The sequence below is a fragment of the Clostridium sp. 16K-1-R1 genome, from assembly GCF_023921145.1.
GTDB classification, from domain to species: Bacteria; Bacillota; Clostridia; order Clostridiales; family Clostridiaceae; genus Sarcina; species Sarcina perfringens.
Window position 1 is genome coordinate 412,325 of the sequence record NZ_CP046515.1, and the last position, 19,834, is coordinate 432,158.

16 protein-coding genes and 1 riboswitch are annotated in these 19,834 nt (G+C 28.8%); of the genes, 11 read left to right on the forward strand and 5 right to left on the reverse strand.

Translation table 11 applies throughout. The features are described 5' to 3' along the window. Positions 1-3: 3 nt before the first annotated feature. Complete coding sequence (locus GOM42_RS01830; RefSeq protein ID WP_003458027.1) at positions 4-1,197, forward strand: electron transfer flavoprotein subunit alpha/FixB family protein; 1,194 nt, start codon at positions 4-6, stop codon at positions 1,195-1,197. 1 nt (position 1,198) lies between these two features. Then, positions 1,199-2,599, forward strand: coding sequence for an FAD-linked oxidase C-terminal domain-containing protein (locus GOM42_RS01835; RefSeq protein ID WP_003458014.1), 1,401 nt, complete (start codon positions 1,199-1,201; stop codon positions 2,597-2,599). A gap of 83 nt (positions 2,600-2,682) precedes the next feature. On the opposite strand, the gene GOM42_RS01840 is transcribed toward GOM42_RS01835, so the two are convergent. Next, complete coding sequence (locus GOM42_RS01840; RefSeq protein WP_003457995.1) at positions 2,683-3,081, reverse strand: HsmA family protein; 399 nt, start codon at positions 3,079-3,081, stop codon at positions 2,683-2,685. A gap of 367 nt (positions 3,082-3,448) precedes the next feature. On the opposite strand from GOM42_RS01840, the gene lepB reads away from it, so the two are divergent. After that, positions 3,449-3,958: a signal peptidase I gene (gene lepB / locus GOM42_RS01845; protein ID WP_003458021.1), complete on the forward strand. Its 510-nt coding sequence runs from the start codon at positions 3,449-3,451 to the stop codon at positions 3,956-3,958. A 23-nt stretch (positions 3,959-3,981) separates the two neighbouring features. Further along, positions 3,982-4,494, forward strand: coding sequence for a hypothetical protein (locus tag GOM42_RS01850; RefSeq protein WP_003458006.1), 513 nt, complete (start codon positions 3,982-3,984; stop codon positions 4,492-4,494). 126 nt (positions 4,495-4,620) lie between these two features. On the opposite strand, the gene GOM42_RS01855 is transcribed toward GOM42_RS01850, so the two are convergent. Next, on the reverse strand, positions 4,621-5,001 hold the full coding sequence (locus GOM42_RS01855) for a DUF2809 domain-containing protein (RefSeq protein ID WP_003457984.1): 381 nt from the start codon (positions 4,999-5,001) through the stop codon (positions 4,621-4,623). Between the two features lie 318 nt (positions 5,002-5,319). On the opposite strand from GOM42_RS01855, the gene GOM42_RS01860 reads away from it, so the two are divergent. Further along, positions 5,320-5,994, forward strand: coding sequence for a DUF975 family protein (locus GOM42_RS01860; RefSeq protein WP_003457977.1), 675 nt, complete (start codon positions 5,320-5,322; stop codon positions 5,992-5,994). A 192-nt stretch (positions 5,995-6,186) separates the two neighbouring features. Here GOM42_RS01860 and GOM42_RS01865 read toward each other — a convergent pair whose 3' ends face one another. After that, positions 6,187-6,810 carry a DedA family protein gene (locus GOM42_RS01865; protein WP_003458062.1) on the reverse strand — a complete coding sequence of 208 codons (624 nt, stop codon included), beginning with the start codon at positions 6,808-6,810 and terminating at the stop codon, positions 6,187-6,189. A gap of 96 nt (positions 6,811-6,906) precedes the next feature. Next, a complete protein-coding gene (locus tag GOM42_RS01870; RefSeq protein WP_110035036.1) occupies positions 6,907-9,564 on the reverse strand; it encodes a calcium-translocating P-type ATPase, PMCA-type in 2,658 nt (885 codons plus the stop codon). A gap of 539 nt (positions 9,565-10,103) precedes the next feature. On the opposite strand from GOM42_RS01870, the gene GOM42_RS01875 reads away from it, so the two are divergent. From GOM42_RS01875 to GOM42_RS01890, 4 genes are all read left to right on the forward strand, one after another. Continuing rightward, positions 10,104-10,898, forward strand: a complete 795-nt coding sequence (locus GOM42_RS01875; protein ID WP_264547906.1) for a TIGR00266 family protein — start codon at positions 10,104-10,106, stop codon at positions 10,896-10,898. Positions 10,899-11,117: 219 nt separating this feature from the next. Continuing rightward, a riboswitch (purine riboswitch) is annotated at positions 11,118-11,220 on the forward strand. A gap of 237 nt (positions 11,221-11,457) precedes the next feature. Then, positions 11,458-12,030: a xanthine phosphoribosyltransferase gene (locus GOM42_RS01880; protein ID WP_003458080.1), complete on the forward strand. Its 573-nt coding sequence runs from the start codon at positions 11,458-11,460 to the stop codon at positions 12,028-12,030. Between the two features lie 485 nt (positions 12,031-12,515). Beyond that, positions 12,516-13,448 carry an EamA family transporter gene (locus GOM42_RS01885; RefSeq protein WP_003458020.1) on the forward strand — a complete coding sequence of 311 codons (933 nt, stop codon included), beginning with the start codon at positions 12,516-12,518 and terminating at the stop codon, positions 13,446-13,448. A 190-nt stretch (positions 13,449-13,638) separates the two neighbouring features. Next, positions 13,639-15,021, forward strand: coding sequence for an amino acid permease (locus GOM42_RS01890; protein WP_003458003.1), 1,383 nt, complete (start codon positions 13,639-13,641; stop codon positions 15,019-15,021). 329 nt (positions 15,022-15,350) lie between these two features. On the opposite strand, the gene GOM42_RS01895 is transcribed toward GOM42_RS01890, so the two are convergent. After that, the gene (locus GOM42_RS01895; RefSeq protein ID WP_003457973.1) at positions 15,351-16,655 is read right to left on the reverse strand and encodes a TIGR00341 family protein; all 1,305 of its coding nucleotides are present in this window, start codon (positions 16,653-16,655) and stop codon (positions 15,351-15,353) included. Between the two features lie 271 nt (positions 16,656-16,926). On the opposite strand from GOM42_RS01895, the gene GOM42_RS01900 reads away from it, so the two are divergent. Further along, positions 16,927-18,312 carry a TldD/PmbA family protein gene (locus GOM42_RS01900; protein WP_003458022.1) on the forward strand — a complete coding sequence of 462 codons (1,386 nt, stop codon included), beginning with the start codon at positions 16,927-16,929 and terminating at the stop codon, positions 18,310-18,312. A 15-nt stretch (positions 18,313-18,327) separates the two neighbouring features. After that, positions 18,328-19,677, forward strand: a complete 1,350-nt coding sequence (locus GOM42_RS01905) for a TldD/PmbA family protein (RefSeq protein ID WP_003458070.1) — start codon at positions 18,328-18,330, stop codon at positions 19,675-19,677. Positions 19,678-19,834: the final 157 nt, after the last annotated feature.

Sequence of the window (19,834 nt, forward strand, 5' to 3'; positions counted from 1 at the left end):
GTTATGGGAAGATTAGTTGTTCATCAAGATAAAATAGAGGATGCAAATAGTGTAATAAAAATTTGTCCCTTTGGAGCTATGGAAATAGCTAATGGGAAAGTTGAAATAAATGCAAGTTGTAGAATGTGTAAGGTATGTGTTAGAAAAGGACCTAAAGGAGCCTTTGAGTTTGTTGAAGATGAGAATAAGGTCTTAGTAAATAAGGATGAATGGAAAGGTATAGCCGTTTATGTTGACCATGTAAATGGAGAAATTCATCCAGTTACATTAGAACTAATAGGAAAAGCTAGAGAATTAGCTGATAAAGTTAATCAAAAAGTTTATTGTTTATTTATGGGGAATGGAATAAAAGATAAGGCTGGAGAGCTTTTACATTATGGAGTAGACGAAGTTATTGTATATGATTATAAAGAGCTTGAAAACTTTAGAATTGAGCCATATACAGCTGTCTTTTATGACTTTATAAACAAGATTAAACCTTGTTCAATTTTAGTAGGAGCAACTACATTAGGTAGATCATTAGCCCCAAGAGTAGCTGCTAGATGTAGAACAGGACTTACAGCAGATTGCACTATACTTGATATAAAAGAAAATACAGATTTAGTTCAAATAAGACCAGCTTTTGGTGGTAATATTATGGCACAAATAGTAACTCCAAATTCAAGACCTCAAATGGCAACTGTTAGATATAAAGTTATGTCTGCTCCTGAAAGAAATGAGGAATGTACTGGAGAAATTAAGTACTTTGAAATAGAAAAGGATAAATTAAAATCAGATATAGAAGTTAAAGAAATTAAACAAAAACCTAAAGAACACAGTATATCTGATGCTGAGGTAATAGTAGTAGCTGGTAGAGGAGTTAAATCAGAAAAAGATTTAGAAATCATAAAAGAGCTTGCTGATCTATTAGGTGGAGAGCTTGCAGTTACAAGACCTCTTATAGAAAATGGATGGGCTGATGCTAATAGACAAGTTGGATTAAGCGGAAGAACAGTAAGACCAAAACTTATAATAACTTGTGGAGTTTCTGGAGCTATTCAATTTGTAGCAGGAATGAACAATGCAGATTACATATTTGCCATAAATAAAGATGAAAAAGCACCTATATTCAAGGTTGCTCACTATGGAATAGTTGGTGATATTTATGAAATTGTTCCTAAACTTATTGAAAAAATAAAAGGGGAAGGGGTGCTTTAATATGAGTTATAACAAAATAAATGAAAGTGGAATTGAATTTATAAAAGGAATAATAAATGATAATGAAAGAGTATTTATTGGAGAAGAAATAAGTGAAGACTATTCTCATGATGAGTTAGGTTCAGAAAAGCATATGCCTGATATTGTTGTTAAGGCTATTAATAGAGATGAAATTGTAGAAATAATGAAATATGCAAATAATAACAATATTCCTGTAACAGTAAGAGGAGCTGGTACTGGACTTGTTGGAGCAGCAGTTCCAATACTAGGAGGAATTTTATTAGATTTAAGTGGAATGAATAAAATATTAGAGTTAGATGAAGATAACTTAACTCTTACAGTTGAACCTGGAGTTCTTATTATGGAAATAGCTAAATTTGTTGAGGAACATGATTTATTTTATCCACCAGATCCAGGAGAAAAAACAGCAACCATAGGTGGTAATGTTAGTACAAATGCAGGAGGAATGAGAGCTGTTAAATATGGAGTAACAAGGGATTATGTAAGAGGAATGGAAGTAGTTCTTCCTAGTGGAGAAGTCTTAGAGCTTGGTGGAAAAGTTGTTAAAAATAGTTCAGGATATAGCTTAAAAGATTTAATTATTGGATCAGAAGGAACATTAGGAATAATAACAAAAATAGTATTAAAACTATTACCACTTCCAAAGAAGGTAATAAGCCTTTTAGTTCCATTTAATGATTTAGAAAGTGCCATAGAAACAGTGCCTAAAATAATAAAATCTAAGAATATTCCTACAGCTATAGAATTTATGCAAAGAGATTTAATAATTTCAGCAGAGGAATTCTTAGGAAAGAAATTTCCTGATAATTCATCAAATGCTTATTTAATATTAAGCTTTGATGGAAACTCAAAGGAAGAGGTTGAAGGATATTATGAAAAAGTAGCTGACATATGTTTAAAAGAAGGAGCTTTAGATGTATTTATATCAGATACAGAAGAAAGACAAGAATCAATATGGTCAGCTAGGGGAGCTTTCTTAGAAGCCATAAAGGCATCAACAAGTGATTTAGATGAGGTTGACGTTGTTGTACCAAGAAATAAGGTAGCAGAGTTTGTAAAATTCACTAATGAAGTAGAGAAAAAACTTAATGTTAGAATAAGAAGTTTTGGACATGCTGGTGATGGAAACTTACACATTTATATATTAAAGGATGAATTGTCAGAGGATGAATGGCATAAAAAACTTAATGAAGCTATGGAAATACTTTATAGAAAACAAAGAGAACTTAATGGACAAGTTTCTGGAGAACATGGAATAGGCTTAGCTAAGAGATTATATCTAAATGAATCCTTAAATAAGGCCACAATGGATATTATGAGAGGAATAAAATTAGCCTTTGATCCAAATAATATTTTAAATCCAGGTAAGGTTTGTGAATAAAATAAGTTGAAAATTTAATTAGCATATAAAATTTAACAATAAAAATACTCCTTTTAAACTTAGTTTAAAAGGAGTATTTTTTATTATGATGTCATTCCGATATACATACCTACAAAGTATGGGATAAGCCATATGAACCAAACTACTAAACTGAATTTGTGGAATATAGCCTTTGCTTTTTCACTACCTCTGTTTAAAACAATTGTTGCCCAAACAGCATGTATAAGCATTAAAATAATAGCAAGCATACCTGTTGATTGATGTATTAATAAATCAGTTGGAGTAATACCTTTGTCAGTTCCTGCAGCAACGATTCTACTCATTGTATAAGTTCCAAGAGTATCGCATACTAAACCACACCAAAAGATTATTACATGTTTTTTCTTTAATATACCTGCTCTATGCTCGCTCCAAACACCAATTGTATAAAATATTAGTGCTAATGTTATAAATATAATAGCTGGAATTAATAATTTAGGCATAAAAAAACCTTCTTTCTTAAATTAGAATAAAATTTTATAGCCTGTCCTTAAGTTGAAGTTTTCATATATTAAAAGAAATCTAAAGTTTGGATTTACTTTAATATGTGAAAATTAATTTTCATTGTGGACTAGGTTCATATTAATAATAACATATTCACAAAAAATTCATAGACCTAATGAGAAAGTTTTGTTTACAATTTGTTTAAAAAATAAAATTTATTTTTAGTTTAACATATTTATCTAATTAAAATTAATTTTTAGGGAAATAATTTGTATTTTAAAAGAAATTAAAGAAAAAAATGTATTTAATGATATAATAGATGTAATTAATTATAATAAAAAATTAGGTTTAGAAAGGGGAATAGAAATGTCTAAAAATTTAAAAGAGTACGTAGTTATTATTTTTACAGCAATAGTATTAACACTTCTTATAAATAAATTTTTACTTTTTAAAATAGTAGTTCCAACCCCATCCATGGCACCAACTATTGAGCCGGGAGATCAACTTTTTGCTACAAGAATACATAATTTATCTAAGATGGAAAGAGGAGATATGATAGTTTTTTATTCAAAGGAATTTGATGAAAGAATGATAAAAAGACTAATAGGATTACCAGGAGATAAGGTGGAAATAAAAGAGGATGGAACAGTGAATGTAAATAATGAAAAGTTAGATGAGCCTTATATAAAATACCCAGGTGGGAAAGTGAATATGAATTTTGAAGTTCCAGAAGACAAATATCTTTTATTAGGAGATAATAGAGATAACAGCAAAGATGCAAGGTATTGGAGTGATAAATATATAGATGGGGATGATATATTAGGAAAAGCTCAAATAACAGTATGGCCTTTAAATAGGTTTAACTTTGCAAACTAAAGAATAAAATTAAGGAGGTTTTTATGAGTACATGGTTATTTATAGATTGCTTGCTTTTAATATTAATTATATGGTGGATTTATGATCTGCTTAAAGGAGAATTTTTAACTAATAAACTAGGGGCAAAGGCGAGTTTTGGATGGTTAATTGGAATTTTAATTACTACTATAATAGTAATTATTATTACATTTCCTTTAGTAAAAAATACATATGAAATAAAAACTTTTATTAGAGGTTCAAGATTAAATCAGTATATATCAAGTTATAAATTATCGGGATTTAGAAACTCTACTGTTATAGCAAAGGGTAATGATAAATTTGAACAATTAGATAATGATTTAAAGTTTGAATATATGGAATCTGTTAGAAAAAACATAATTTCTATTGTTTCATATAATTATGGAATTGGCGATGGTGGATATATTGAAATTCATGAGATGATTTCAGATATGAAAGTAGAAGTTGATGTTGGAGAAAATAAGTATGTAACTAAAGGAAGCACTTTGAAGTTAAATGGAGAGGTATTATATAAATAGGAATATTTTAAGAAAGATTTGAATATAAGATAATAAATAGCTTAAAGATAGAAACTTAAAGCTATTTATCACATAGTGGTTGCTATTGTAGATACCTCTTCTGTGCTCTAAGGTTTTTTGCTTACCTTAGAGCTTTTTTTTAATAAGAGCAAGCCTGTCTATAAAAGATCCAATTAATATCCCTATGGTGTAACAAAGTAAATCACTCCAAAGGAAGCCATGTCCAAGAACTAAGCCGCCAAGGGTTGTAGCTCTAATATTATTAATCCACTTTGCTTGATATATTTGGCTAAATTCTATTCCAAAGGAGAAAAGAATAGCGATTAAAAAAGAAGTATTAGTATTTAGTTTGGGAAGTAGAAATCTAAAGCCAAAATAAACCATAGTTGCCCAAAGGACATCACCTAAGTATGGTGATATTAAACTAGGAACATAGGACATGAATTTTCTAGATAAAAGACCAAGTATCATGGTTAAAATGGTTAATATAAAATATTTTTTTCTCATAAATTTATACCTTTCATTAAATTATATTTTATTAAAAAGCTTTATAGAAATCCTCATTAAGATTAGCTTAATTAGGTTCTTTTAAATCTTGGTTTAGTAAAGAGATAAACTTTATAATTAGTAATAGATTTAAAAGGTTTATTACCTAAATCATAGTTTTATAGGAATCCTATTGTTTAAATTATATCAGATAATAAAGTGAAATTTATATTTTAATATATTCCTTAAGTTTTTGTGTTAATTTTTAAAGGTTATGAATAATATAAAAGTAATTAGATGTATTTAATTAAGCAATCAATTTTTAGGAGGCGCTATTTAGTGACTGATAGAGTAGAGTGTAAACTAAAAGCCAAAGAATTATTAAGAGGAAGATGGGAAAATGCTGTAGGAGCATGTTTGTTATTTTTTGTTTCAACATTTTTATTAAGTTTTTTATTATCTCCAATACCTGTATTCGGGTGGATTATAATTGCACTAATCTCAACATTTTTAACTGGAAGCTTTATAAAGTATTGTATTAAGCTAAATGAAACAGAGGGAAAAGTAAAATACTTAGAATGCTTAATAAGTTTCAAGACTACTCTTAAAATTTTATTATGTGATATTTTAATTGGATTAGTTGTAGGAATAGGTTGGATTATATTTACAATGATATTTTCAGTTGCTTTTATAGCTAGTCAAAGCATCGTAGTATTTATTGTAGTTCTTATTATTTTAGTTGCTTTAGGATTTTTTATAGAGGCAATATTATTCCCTGTACCTATGATATTGACAGAAGATGAGGGTGTTGGAGTAATGGAAGCTATAGAAATGAGCTTTAATATAACTAAGGGATATAGATGGAAGTATATAGTTATGAACTTAAGCTTTATAGGATGGATGATATTATCTTTCCTTACTTTTGGAATAGGTATGCTTTGGTTACAACCATATATGATGTTAACTTACTATCTTTTCTATAAAGGAATAAGAAGTGCTAACACTACTATTTAATAAAAATATACAAAGGAATAAAAATAAATTTTATCATAATTGATAAAACTATTATTTAATTAAAGAAAGATTAAATGAATAATAAGTAGTGAAATAGATAATTTAGAATAAAAGTTGAGATTGTTATTTAATTAAAAAAAGACTGTGCTAAAACTAAGAAATAAGATTTTAGCATAGTCTTTTTAATTATAATTATTTTGATGTGTTCTTTTCTTTTTTGAAAAATTTAAGATAAATGAAAATAATCACAGCAATAATTAAAATAGCTAAAGTGACAAAGGTGTATTTCTCCATTATTGAATTTATAAGTGGTAGATTATCACCTATAAAATATCCTAAGGAAACTAAAAAAATGTTCCAAATACTTATACCTAAAGAAGAGTATAAGATGAAATATTTTAAGCTGAATTTCTCAGCGCCAGCTAATAAAGATACATATGTACGAGTAAGTGGAACTATCCTAGCTAGCAATACAGCTGGCTTTCCATATTTTTTAAACCATTTATTTAATGCTAACATACTTTTTTGACTGCTTGGAAATTTACGTCCTAACCATTCTTGAAGAGGGACACCACCATAGTAGCCAATGGCGTAACAGATTAATGAACCTAATAATCCACCTATAATACTAAATATTATAACTCCAATAAGTGAAAATTCTCCTTGAGATGCACTAAGACCAAAGAAGGTTAAAACCACTTCACTAGGTAATGGGAAACAAGCATATTCTAACCCAACTATTAATAAGATTCCAAAGTATCCAAAGGAACCTACAATATCAATTAAAAATGTTAATAGAGATCCTAAAAACTCCATGCAAAATAATCCTCCTGTCTATTCTTAATTGGTATTATTAGATATAAATATAGACCATGCTAATACCGAATTGGCATGGTCTATAGAAAACTATAATTAAGCTGCTCTATTTTCTTTATTTGATTCTTGAACAGTGTTTGTTTTATTTTCAGTAAATTTTTCTCTTATAAATTTAACAAATTGAACAACTATGAAAGTACATAATGATAATCCATATATAGTTAATAAGTTATTAAGTGTAAGTGGAGCAACTTGGAATAATCCTTCAAATGCAGGTACTAAAAGAACAATGTTTAATAGTACAAATCCTACACCAAATGCAGCCCATAAATATTTATTAGAGAATAATTCTTTTGATACTACATGTTTTTTAGATTTACTGTTAAATCCGTGAACAAGTCTTGATAAACATAAAGTAGCAAAGGCCATTGTACTTGCTAATAGAGGTCCACCTTGGTTTAATCCAATATGGAAGGCTATCATAGTAACAATAGTAATAACTACACCTTCAAATAATACATCTGTAATGAAGTCTTTTGTTAATATAGAAGCATTAGCTTTTCTTGGTTTTTCTTTCATAACTTCTTTTTTATGAGGTTCAAGACCTAAAGCAATTGCAGGTAAACTATCAGTTAAAAGGTTTATAAATAATAAGTGTACCGCAGCAAATGGAACTGGTAATGCTAATATGGAAGCATATAATACTGATAATATACCAGCAGTATTACCAGATAATAAGAATTTAATAGCATTTTTAATATTTGAGTAAATATTTCTACCATTTTCAATAGCTTTTACTATGGTTGCAAAGTTATCATCTGTTAAGACCATAGAAGCGGCATCTTTAGCAACTTCAGATCCTGTAATACCCATTGCAACACCTATATCAGCTTGTTTTAAAGCAGGGGCGTCATTGACACCATCACCAGTCATGGCAACTACATTGCCTTTTTCTTGCCATGCTCTAACTATTCTTATTTTATGCTCTGGAGAAACCCTAGCATATACTGAAATGTGTTCTACCATATTCTTAAGTTCTTCGTCACTAACTTTATCTAAAGCAGAACCTTCAATAGCTTCACTTTCATCTTTTAATATACCTATTTGTTTTGCTATGGCAGAAGCTGTTATTTTATGGTCACCAGTTATCATTACAGGTTTAATTCCAGCTTCTATACAAGCTCTTACGGCTTCAGCAGATTCTTCTCTTGGTGGGTCCATCATTGATATAAGACCTATGAAGGTTAAGTCATTTTCATCATCAAGTTTTATATCTGTTCTACTTTCAATATTTCTATATGCAAAAGATAAAACTCTAAGACCTGTTTTTGAGAATTCTTGGTTAATTTCTTCTATTTTAGCTATATATTCTTTAGTTATAGGTCTAACCCCTTCAGAAGTTTCAATCTTAGTAGATCTTTTAAGAAGAACATCAACAGCTCCCTTAGTAGCTATAATATTTTCACCATGAATGTTATAAACAACACTCATAAGTTTTCTATCTGAATCAAAAGGAATTTCACCAAGTCTTTTAAATTTATCCCTTTGAACAAGTTCATCTACTCCGTATAAATCACCTAAGTTTACAAGGGCAACCTCAGTTGGATCACCTATTTCTTTTTCGCAATCTGTAATTGCATCATTACAAAGTAAACTCATAGTTAATAAATCATTATCTATTTTCTTTTCTAAATTTAATTCATTTGAATCTATTACTTTTCCATCAACAAAAATCTTTTTAACGGTCATTTTATTTTGAGTTAATGTACCAGTTTTATCTGAACATATAATAGATACACTACCTAAGCCTTCAACTGCTTGTAATTTTCTTATGATGGCATTTTCTTTAGCCATTTTTTGAGTTCCTAAAGAAAGAACTATTGTTACTATAGAACTTAAAGCTTCTGGGATAGCAGCTACTGCTAAGGCAACTGCAAACATGAATGCATCTATAATAGCTTCACCTCTATAAAGACTAAGAGCAAATACTATTGCACAGATAACAAGTATTCCAATTGCAAGCTTTTTACCAAAGTTATCTAAGTTAGCTTGAAGAGGAGTCTTCTTTTCCTTAGTATCATTTAATAACTGAGCTATTTTACCTATTTCAGTATCCATACCAACGGCTGTTGCTAAAATAGTAGCTCTACCATAAGTTACTAAGCTTCCAGAGAAGACCATATTTTTTCTATCACCAATAGGAATTTCTTCTCCTTTTATTATTTCAGACATTTTAACTATGCTTTCAGATTCTCCTGTTAATGAGCTTTCATTAACTTGTAAGCTATAGTTTTCAAGAATTCTACCATCAGCAGGAACATAGTCTCCAGCTTCAAGAAAGATAATATCTCCAACAACTACATCCTTTGAGTCTATTTCTATTCTTTCACCATTTCTAAGCACCTTAGTAGAAGGTGAGGAGAGAGCTTTTAAGCTACTTAATGATTGTTCAGCTTTAAGATGCTGAATAGTTCCAAGAGTAGCATTTACTATTAATACGAATATGATAACAGCAGCACTTTCAATATCTCCTAAAAACATTGAAATAGCGGCAGCACATATAAGAATTATTATTAGCATGTCCTTAAATTGATCAAGAAATACTTGGAAAGTAGATTTTTTCTTACCTTCAACTAATTCATTTTTACCATATTTTTCCTCCATGCTTTTAACCTCAGTGTCATTTAAACCGTCCTTGTTCACACCGAGTTCTTTAAAAAGTTCTTCTTTTGATTTTGAATAAACTTTCTTCATATTATTATCTCCTTTCTTTAATATAAATTATTGATTAAGGATAATTTCTAACAAATAATATCTATGTATAGGAGGCAAAAAAATAAGACTCCTAATATAATCTAAGGAATAGTATATAAAATACCTTAAATTCCTTAGATTATATTAAAAGTCTTGTAACCAAATTGGTGTATAATACCAGGTAACTTTTCGTTAACCGCGATGTTGATATTATAACTTGCAACTACTCCCTCTTAATACAATAGATATTAAGTATTATTAAGTTTAATATCATATTATATCTCTTTGAGTTGTCTGTCAATAAGTTTTTATTACGAAAATACTATGATTTTATTAAGATTTTGAAAACCATCTTAATAAATACTATGAGCTTATATAAAGATATGTGAATAAAGGCTTTAGTAATTACGAAAAGCATAATAAGGGCTTTATTTCTTAGAATATTTTTATTGTAGAAGTTATATATTCTATGATAGTATTTAAAATAAAATTATGATTTAGTGTTGGAATAGATTTATTTATTGGAGGATGTGTATATGATGAATTCACATGAAATTGACTTTGAACTTTTTGGAGATGATATGCAATTTGTAGAGATTGAATTAGATCCAAGAGAAACTGTTGTTGCCGAGGCTGGAGCAATGATGATGATGGATAGTAGCATAGAGATGGAAACTATTTTTGGCGATGGGAGCAATAGTGGCTCAGGTGGCTTTTTTGGAAAGTTAGGAGGAGCTGCTAAAAGGGTTTTAACAGGGGAAAGCTTATTCATGACTGCATTTACAAATATGGGATTAGGAAGAGAAAAGGTTGCCTTTGCTTCACCATATCCAGGAAAGATAATTCCAGTAGATTTAAGAAATTATGGTGGTAAACTTATATGCCAAAAGGATGCTTTTTTATGTGCAGCTAAGGGAGTAAGTATAGGAATTGATTTTAGAAGAAAATTAGGAACTGGGTTCTTTGGGGGAGAAGGATTTATACTTCAAAAACTTGAGGGAGATGGTATGGCTTTTATTCATGCTGGTGGTACTATTGTTAGAAAGAGACTTCTACCAGGACAAAAATTAAAAGTGGATACAGGATGCTTAGTTGCTATGACAAAGGATGTAAATTATGATATAGAGTATGTTAAGGGAATAAAGAATGCTGTCTTTGGAGGAGAAGGGATTTTCTTTGCAAGTTTAGTAGGGCCAGGAGAAGTTTGGATTCAAAGTTTACCATTTAGTAGACTTGCATCTAAGGTTGTTTCATCTGCACCTCAAGTTCCAGGATCTAGAGATGTTGGGGAAGGTAGCGTATTAGGAGAGTTTGGACGATTATTCCAAGACTAGATTTCAAATAAGATTATATATATAATAACTCTATTTTAAAATTATCAGAGTAAGTTTTAAAGTTTTCATTTTTAGAAAATATAAAATTAGTAATGTTTCATTTCTAAGATATAATAAACTAAATAGGTTATTTAATGTTTCTTATGTTCATTAAAATTTTTTTAGTGATAAAACTTTACATTGAAAGAATAAGTAGTTATAATACTATTTAATAACTTAATATGTACTTATATAAGTATATCGTATATGCTCGACGATATGGGTTGAGTGTTTCTACTAGGAGGCCGTAAACATCCTAACTACGAATATATAGGTGATTTCTATATTTTTTTGTGAGATTATTATATATTCCTAGGCTTTTTGGCTTAGGAATTTTTTTAATTCATATAAAATTACTATGTAAAAGCTTTAATAAAGCTTTCTTTTTAATATGCTTTATAGAAATTATCTTTGTAGTAAAGTAGGCCTCTACATAGAGCTTTAATAGATTCAATGAGAAAATTCTAAACAGAGTTATTTATTATAATGAAATAATTTTTATAGCAGGGGGAAAAGGAAGATGGAAGCATTAAAAGAAAAGATATTAAAAGAAGGAAAAGTTAGAGAGGGAAACATACTTAAAGTTGATTGTTTCTTAAATCACCAAATGGATATAAAATTCCTTAATGAGGTTGGTAAGGAATTTAGAAAAAGATTTGAAGGTGAAAAAGTAGATAAAATACTTACAATAGAAGCTTCAGGAATAGCTATTGCAGGGATAGCATCTCAATACTTTGATTATGTTCCAGTAGTTTTTGCTAAAAAGACTGAAAGTTTAAATTTAGATAAAGATGTTTATGAATCAAATGTACATTCATTTACAAAGAAAAAAGATTACAAAGTTAGAGTTGGAAAGCAATTCTTAAATAAAGGTGAAAGAGTTTTAATAATTGATGACTTCTTAGCTCAAGGATGTGCAACTAAAGGAATGATAGACTTAGTTGAGCAAGCTGGTGCTGAGTTAGTGGGAATAGGAATAGTTATAGAAAAAGGATTCCAAGACGGAAGAAAAGTTTTAGAAGATTTAGGGGTAAGAGTTGAATCTCTTGCAATAATAGATAAATTAGAAGATAATAAAGTTTACTTTAAATAATTTATAGAAACTTTTAGCACATAAGTTAGTTACATAATAAATATAAAGATATTGTTTAAAGAAGTTGTATCAAAATAACATGTAAATAAAGCTTAAAAATAATATGAAGTTTTATATATTCATAAGTTTTATTTATTAGTTTTGATGCAGCTTCTTTTTCTTTATAAAAATATAGAGCTTTGATTTATTTTATGAAAGTGTTAAAAAAATTAATTTTATAAACTTAGTGTTGAATAATTATTAAAATTTTCATTCAAAAATGATATAGAACTGACAACTTTTAAGAAAGTAAAAAGTTTTTAATTTTAATCAAGAACCACATTATAAGCTAATTTGAGCAATTTTAAGATATAACAACTAAAATTATATAATAGGGTAGAAAATGAAAGTTAACAAAAGTAAAATGTCATTTTTGGAGCTTTTAAATTTTCTTAATAAGTATATAATAGAATTTGTGTTAAAAACTTAGAAAAAGAGGAATTGTAATGAACAATAAGCAGAAGGGAATAAGTCTAGTTTTAATAGCGACAGTTTTTTGGGGCATAATGGGCATAAGCAGTAGAATCCTATATGAAGCGGGATTAAGCACAATGTTTATAGCTTTTAGTAGAAGTTTTTTATCTTCTATTTGCTTTTTTATTTGGATAATGATAACTGATAGAAAAATTTTAAAGATAGATCCAAGAGGCTTAGCTATTTCAGCATTATATGGAATAGGAACTTTTGCCTTATGTTTTATTGGATATAACTTGTCCGTAGAATATATACCTATATCTGTAGCTACAGTATTGATGTTTACTAACTCAATATGGGTAACAATCTTTGGGGTATTATTCTTTGGTGAAAAGTTCAATATGAAAAAGGGATCTGTTATCCTATTAACTTTAGTAGGATGCATAATGGTTTCAAATATGTCTTTAGGACATTTTAATATGAGTGCAATAGGAATAGCTGCTGGATTAGGAACAGGATTTTTATTTGCTTTTCAAATAATATTTCCTAAATTTTTTAGTGGTTATAGAAAAGACACATTGCTTATTTATGGCTATATATTTGCAAGTATATTTATAGGTTTATTTACAGATTTTAAAGAATCATTTGATATAATTGCAAATGCACCTAATATTGGGGTGGTCATATTAAATATATTATCTATAGGTATTTTAAGTACATTTATATCTAATACATTCTATATAAAATCAACTGAATACATAGAGGCTAGTGTTACCAGTATATTAGCTTCTATGGAACCAGTACTATCAAGTATATTTGCTTTCTTTATTTTTGGAGAAGTATTAAATGGTAAGCAAATAGTTGGTGCTATATTAATAATTATAGCTGCCATAATATTAGAGTTGAAATTAGATAAAGAAAGAATAAACAATGTATTTAAGTTGAAATTTATAAATCAAAATTAATTAGCTAATAAATTATAATATAAATTTTAAAAATCCCTGACTTAAAATGAATATTATAAATTATTGATTAGGCTGTATCTATTTAGATGCAGCCTTTTTTTATGTAATAAAATATTTCTTAATAATGAATAAAGTGTTAACATATAATGTATAAAGCAAAATTTACTAAATTTAAAAGGGTGATTAATTTATGGAGATTTTTAAAAAGCAAAGCTTAAAAAGAATACTTAGCGAAGCAAATGAAAATAAGGAAAGAACCCTAAGTGCTTTGGATTTAACACTGATGAGTGTTGGGTCAGTAATTGGTACTGGAGTTATGGTTTTAACTGGGATCGTTGCAGCTAAACAGTCTGGACCAGCTACCTCCATAGCATTTATTGGAGGAGGAATTGCGGCGGCTATAATTGTTTTATGCTATGCAGAATTTAGTTCAAGTATTCCAAGTGCTGGAGGGTCTTATTCATTTACTTATGTCTCCTTAGGTGAGATTATTGCATATATATCAGGATTATGCATTGTTATTGGATATACCTTGTCCACAGCCACAGTAGCATCGGGATGGGGAGCTTATCTTTTAAGTCTTTTAGATATTCTAGGAATAAAATTACCAAAGACATTTACAGCTATTCCAAGTGAAGGGGGAATAGTAAATCTACCAGCAATGATATCAATTTTATTTATAGTTTTTGTAATATCTTTAGGTACTAAAGAAAGTAAGAAGGTTAATGATATTATGGTATTTATAAAGATTGCAGTTATTGCTTTATTCATAGGGGTTGGAGCTTTTCATGTAAACACTAGTAATTGGCATCCATTTGCTCCCTTTGGAGTTAAGGGTATAGTCACTGGAACAGCTTCTTTATTCTTTGCTTATTGTGGATTTGATGCAACGGCCTCAGCTGCTGAAGAGGTTAAAAATCCACAAAAATCTTTACCATTAGGTCTTATAAGTTCTTTAGTAATATGCACAATTATATACATAGCTGTCTCCTTAGTCTTAACAGGAGTAACCTCATATACTAATTTAAATGTTGGTGATGCATTATCCTATGCTTTAAAATTAGTAGGGCAAAGTGGAGTTGCTTTTGTGGTATCCTTAGGAACTGTAATAGGAATCCTTGCTGTAATATTTGCAGGGAACTTTACAACATCACACATACTTTTAGCCATGAGTAGAGATGGATTATTACCAAAATTCTTTAGTAAAGTTGATAAAAAAGATGTGCCATATACAGCCTTATGGACTGTTGGTATAATAGGTGCCTTATTAGCAGGATTTTTTAATCTAGGACAGTTAGCTAACTTTGCTAATATAGCCTTTTTATTAACATATACTTTAGTTTGTATATCTTTAATAGCCTTTAGAAAAAAATATCCTCATGTAAAAAGAGGATTTAAAACCCCATTAGTGCCATTTATTCCTTTATTAGGGGCATTTAGTTGCTTATTTTTAATGGGCAATTTATCAGAAGAAACATGGAAAATATTTATTGTGGTTTTAGTTTTATTAATCATAAGTTACTTAATTTATGGAAGAAAGCATTCATTAATAAATAAAAACAATGATAATTAATATAGGGATTTTATTTTAGAATTAATTAAATTAAAAGAGTTATAAAGCTAATAAAAGTATGTTTTTAATTATTTTTAGTTTGATTATATTTAAAATGAAATAAAGTCTTTTAAGTTATATAAATAAAAAGAGCTATAAAAGTTATTTTAAATTTATAAGTTTTTTAAAGGGTTTATAAACCTTTAGAACTCATAAATTATTTTAAAATCTTTTGTAGCTCTTTATTTGTGTTTTATATTATGAAGTTTAAAATTTCCTATTTTCTTTTAGAATCATTTTTTTTATTGTTTTTTTAAAAATTACCTTTTAGAAGTTTCTTAATATAAAAGCTATTGAGGTTTTGTATTTTCCTTATTTGAATCTTCTTTTTCAAAGTAAATTTTAGCATTTTTTAATTCAGGGTTAGATAGAATATAAGCCTTAATAGCATCTTTATCAATGTAATCTTTAGAGTGATTTATAATAAACACAGGTAATTCATTATCTAAAACTCCACTGTAAACTTTAGTTATGTCATCAAACTTTCCTGGTAATGATGAAGTAACTGAGTTTAATGCTGATGTAACATTATTATTGATACTAGAGTTATTTTTTCCTTTATTTATTTCTAAATCACCTATAAAACCAGAATCCTGTTCTTTAATTTTATCTAAATACATTTTTAATTCAGGGAAATTATCAGTTGATTGTTGAATTATAAGTTTATATCCGCTGAAATTATAATATTTTAATGCCTCTTGTAATTTTTCTTCCTCTGAATTATCTATGGTGTTACCTATTATAACTAAGTCTATTGTTTTATTCTTTGTGTTTATTTCCTTGTTAAGAATATATTCAGAAGGCATTTCATTTTCAATAAAGTTACTAAGATTAGCATTGTTTAAAAAGCTATTAACCATAGTTGCTGCTGAGATTAAACTTGGTATAGTAACTAAAATGGTTGAAACTATGATCATTTTTTTTAGTTTCTTTTGTTTTACTTCTGATAAAGTATTTCTAGTTGGTATTTTCATAAATTTCACAACAAGTAAGGTTGAAAGTGCTATGAAAAATGAGTTTATAAAAAATAAGTAACCTGCACCTAAGAATATATGAATGTTTTTAGTGGCTAAACCATAACCGCTTGTACAAAGTGGAGGCATTAAGGCAGTTGCTATGGCAACTCCAGGTAAAATGTTTCCTGATTTTTTACGAGTTATACCTATTATTCCTGCAATTCCTCCAGTAAAAGCTATTATTACATCCCATATATTAGGGGCGGTTCTAGATAAAATCTCACTTCCTGCACTGGATATTGGACTTAAAGAAAAATAAATAGTGGCAGTAGTTATACTTATGAATATTTCTATTATTAGTATAATTGCAGATTTTTTTAAAAGCTTTAAATTATAAATTCCTACTGAATATCCGATGGCTATTATTGGCCCCATAAGTGGAGAAATAAGCATTGCACCTATAATAACAGCAGTAGCATTCATATTTAAACCAACAGAGGCTATTATTATGGCACACATTAATATGATAAAATTAGCCCCGCCTATATTAACCCCATCTAATATATTTTCATGAATTTCATCATATGTAGCTTGATCTTTCTTAAATTCATTAAAGAATCTTTCCTTAGTAATACTCACATTAATTCCTCTTTTCCTTTAATTTAAAAATAAGTTCAATAACCTATATTTTAAGCTAATTAACATTGTATGTCACTTTTCAAATCTTATGTAAATAGATGATAACTTTAAGATGGATTGAAAAAGCTAATTAATTTAAAATTTTTTATAATGATAATATTTCTTTTAATTATATAATTTTCATGTTTATACAATTAAAATAGAATTAAATATTTAAAACAAGGCATAATCTTATTAAAGATAATTGTTTATTAATTTGGGGAGTGATTTTATGTTAAGTAAAGATACTATTAAAAAAGTACTTTCTGTAGCTCTTAGTACAGGAGGAGACTTTGCAGAAGTTTTTGTTGAAGAAAAGTTAAATAATAATATTGTATTAACTTCAGGGGCTGTTAAGGATATTATTTCAGGAAAAGATTATGGAATTGGTATAAGAATTTTTAAAGGACTAAAGTGCATATATGCATATACAAATGATGATTCCCTTATGAGTTTAGTTAATACTGCTAAAAAGGCGGCTTTAGCTTTAGGGGACGTTATAGATGGACATACAGTTAATTTAAATTTAGTTGAAAGAATAAATACCAATATTCATCCTATTTTATATGTTCCTTCATCTATAAGTTCAGCTAAGAAAATTGAGAAAATGAAGGAAGCTTATAAGGGAGCAAAGGGATATAATCATGAGATATCTCAAGTTACAGTTACTATGAAGGATGAGGATCAAAGGGTTTTAATTGCTAATAGTGAAGGATTATTTACTGAAGATAGAAGAATAAGATCAAGAATAGCCATAAGTTCCATAGCTTCAAATGGAGTAGATAATCAAGCCGGAACAAGATCTCCAGGGGCATCTATGGGATTTGAGTTTTTTGATACTATAGATTTAAGTAATTTAGGAAAAGAAGCCTCTAAGTCAGCAGTAACAATGCTTCATGCAGATTATTGCCCAGCAGGTAAGATGACTGTAGCCATTGAAAATTCCTTTGGTGGGGTTATATTCCATGAAGCTTGTGGCCATTCCCTTGAGGCAACTGCTGTTGCTAAAGGAAATTCTATATTCTGTGATAAACTTGGCATGCAAATAGCTTCTAAAAAGGTTACTGCAATAGATGATGGAACTATAGCTAATGCATGGGGTTCATTAAATATAGATGATGAGGGAGAACCAACTAGAAGAAAAGTTTTAATAGAAAATGGAATACTTAAGTCATATATGATTGATAAGTTTAATGGAAGAAGAATGGGTATGCCTTCTACAGGAAGTGGAAGAAGAGAATCTTATAAATATGCTCCTACTTCAAGAATGACAAATACTTTTATAGCAAATGGAGAAGACGATAATGAAAAAATCATAAAATCTATAGAAAATGGATTATATGCTAAGCAAATGGGTGGAGGATCAGTAAATCCTATAACTGGCGATTTTAATTTTAACGTTCTTGAGGGATATTTAGTTAAAAATGGAGTGATTGATAGGGCTGTAAGAGGAGCTAGTTTAATAGGAAATGGTGCTGATATCTTAATGAACATAGATATGGTTGGAAAAAACTTAGATCATGGGCAAGGAGTTTGTGGTTCCTTAAGTGGAGCAGTCCCAACTAACGTAGGTCAGCCACTTTTAAGAGTTAAAGAAATCACAGTTGGGGGAAGATAGGAGGTATTTGTTATTATGGAATTTAAGGATTTTAAAGAAAGATTATTTAATAGAGCTAAGGAGCTTAATTTTAAAAAATATGAATTATATTATGGTAAAAGTGAATCATTAAATATTACTTCATCTAATGGAGAGGTTGAAAGATACGGCCTAAGTACATCTATAGGAGTTTCTTTTAGAGGTATATATAATGGAAAAATGGGATACTCATATACAGAGAAATTAGATGAGGAATCAATAGAAATCTTACTTTTAAAAGCAATTGAATGTGCTGAACTTGTAGAAAGTGAAGATGAGGAGTTTATATTTGGGGATAAAGCCAAGTATGTAGAAGTAAATTCCTATGATGAAAATATTAGTAAATTAACTCCAAAGGAGCAAATAGAAAAGGCTTTAAAGTTAAGTACTGAGCCATCAAAGATAAATTTTGAAATAATAAAAAGTGAGTACACTAAATTTAATACAACTAAGTTAGAGAGAGTAATAGTTAATTCAGAAGGAATTGATTTAAAAGAAGAAAAAACTATTGTTCAAGCTTCAATTTCTCCTATAGCTAAAGATGGAGAAAATATGATTGTAGATGGAGTTTCTAGGGTTTCAACTAAGTTAAATGATGTTAATATAGATGAATTAATGAAGAAAGCAATAAACAATACTTTAAGAAAAAAAGGAGCTACTTCCATAAAATCAGGTAAATACAAAGTTATTATAGATGGAGAAGTTATGGCTGCCTTAATAAGAACTATGGAAGATAATTTCTTAGGTCATATAGCTCAAGAGAACAAAACGCTTTTAAAGGATAAAATTGGAGAGAAGGTTGCGTCTAATAAAGTTACCCTTGTGGATGATCCTTTCTTAGAGGGAGGAATTTCAACTTGTTCCTTTGATGATGAGGGGGTGCCTACAAGAGTTAAAAATATAATTGAAAATGGAGTTTTTAAAGGATTTTTACACAGTTTGAAAACTGCGAAGAAGTCAAAGGTTAATCCAACTGGAAATGGTTTTAAAGCAGGATTTAAATCTACAGTAAAGGCAAGTCCTACTAATCTTTATATAAAAGAAGGGGATAAGTCATTTGAAGAGCTTTTAAGTTCTGTGGAAAATGGAATTTATATAATAGACTTAGCAGGTCTTCATTCAGGAGCAAATGCAGTAACAGGAGACTTTTCCTTAGCTGCTGAGGGGATAAAAATAGAAAATGGAGTTTTAAAAGGGGCAATAAAACATATAACTATTGCAGGAAACTTCTTTGATTTACTAAATAATATTGAAGAGGTAGGAAATGATTTAGAGGAAAGTGGAGTAACTTCTGGATATGGTAGTCCAAGTATTCTTATTAAGGAACTTTCTGTAGCTGGAGAATAATATTTATTATTAATAGTTTTGTATTATAGGGCTATACCAAAATAAGATTTAAGGGTTTGTATTAAAATAACTTTTTATAAAACTTACAAATAGTATAAAGAAAATACCTATATAATTTTCATAAGGATGTTTAGAGTAATAATTCTAAAATCTTAGT

Bases quoted from the DNA above. Each gene is read 5' to 3' on its own strand.
- GOM42_RS01835 (WP_003458014.1), top strand. From the start codon at position 1,199: ATGAGTTATAACAAAATAAATGAAAGTGGAATTGAATTTATAAAAGGA.
- GOM42_RS01905 (WP_003458070.1), top strand. From the start codon at position 18,328: ATGGAATTTAAGGATTTTAAAGAAAGATTATTTAATAGAGCTAAGGAG.
- GOM42_RS01830 (WP_003458027.1), top strand. From the start codon at position 4: ATGGGAAGATTAGTTGTTCATCAAGATAAAATAGAGGATGCAAATAGT.
- GOM42_RS01875 (WP_264547906.1), top strand. From the start codon at position 10,104: ATGAATTCACATGAAATTGACTTTGAACTTTTTGGAGATGATATGCAA.
- GOM42_RS01855 (WP_003457984.1), bottom strand. From the start codon at position 5,001: ATGAGAAAAAAATATTTTATATTAACCATTTTAACCATGATACTTGGT.
- lepB (WP_003458021.1), top strand. From the start codon at position 3,449: ATGTCTAAAAATTTAAAAGAGTACGTAGTTATTATTTTTACAGCAATA.
- GOM42_RS01870 (WP_110035036.1), bottom strand. From the start codon at position 9,564: ATGAAGAAAGTTTATTCAAAATCAAAAGAAGAACTTTTTAAAGAACTC.
- GOM42_RS01885 (WP_003458020.1), top strand. From the start codon at position 12,516: ATGAACAATAAGCAGAAGGGAATAAGTCTAGTTTTAATAGCGACAGTT.
- GOM42_RS01865 (WP_003458062.1), bottom strand. From the start codon at position 6,810: ATGGAGTTTTTAGGATCTCTATTAACATTTTTAATTGATATTGTAGGT.
- GOM42_RS01850 (WP_003458006.1), top strand. From the start codon at position 3,982: ATGAGTACATGGTTATTTATAGATTGCTTGCTTTTAATATTAATTATA.
- GOM42_RS01840 (WP_003457995.1), bottom strand. From the start codon at position 3,081: ATGCCTAAATTATTAATTCCAGCTATTATATTTATAACATTAGCACTA.
- GOM42_RS01880 (WP_003458080.1), top strand. From the start codon at position 11,458: ATGGAAGCATTAAAAGAAAAGATATTAAAAGAAGGAAAAGTTAGAGAG.
- GOM42_RS01900 (WP_003458022.1), top strand. From the start codon at position 16,927: ATGTTAAGTAAAGATACTATTAAAAAAGTACTTTCTGTAGCTCTTAGT.
- GOM42_RS01890 (WP_003458003.1), top strand. From the start codon at position 13,639: ATGGAGATTTTTAAAAAGCAAAGCTTAAAAAGAATACTTAGCGAAGCA.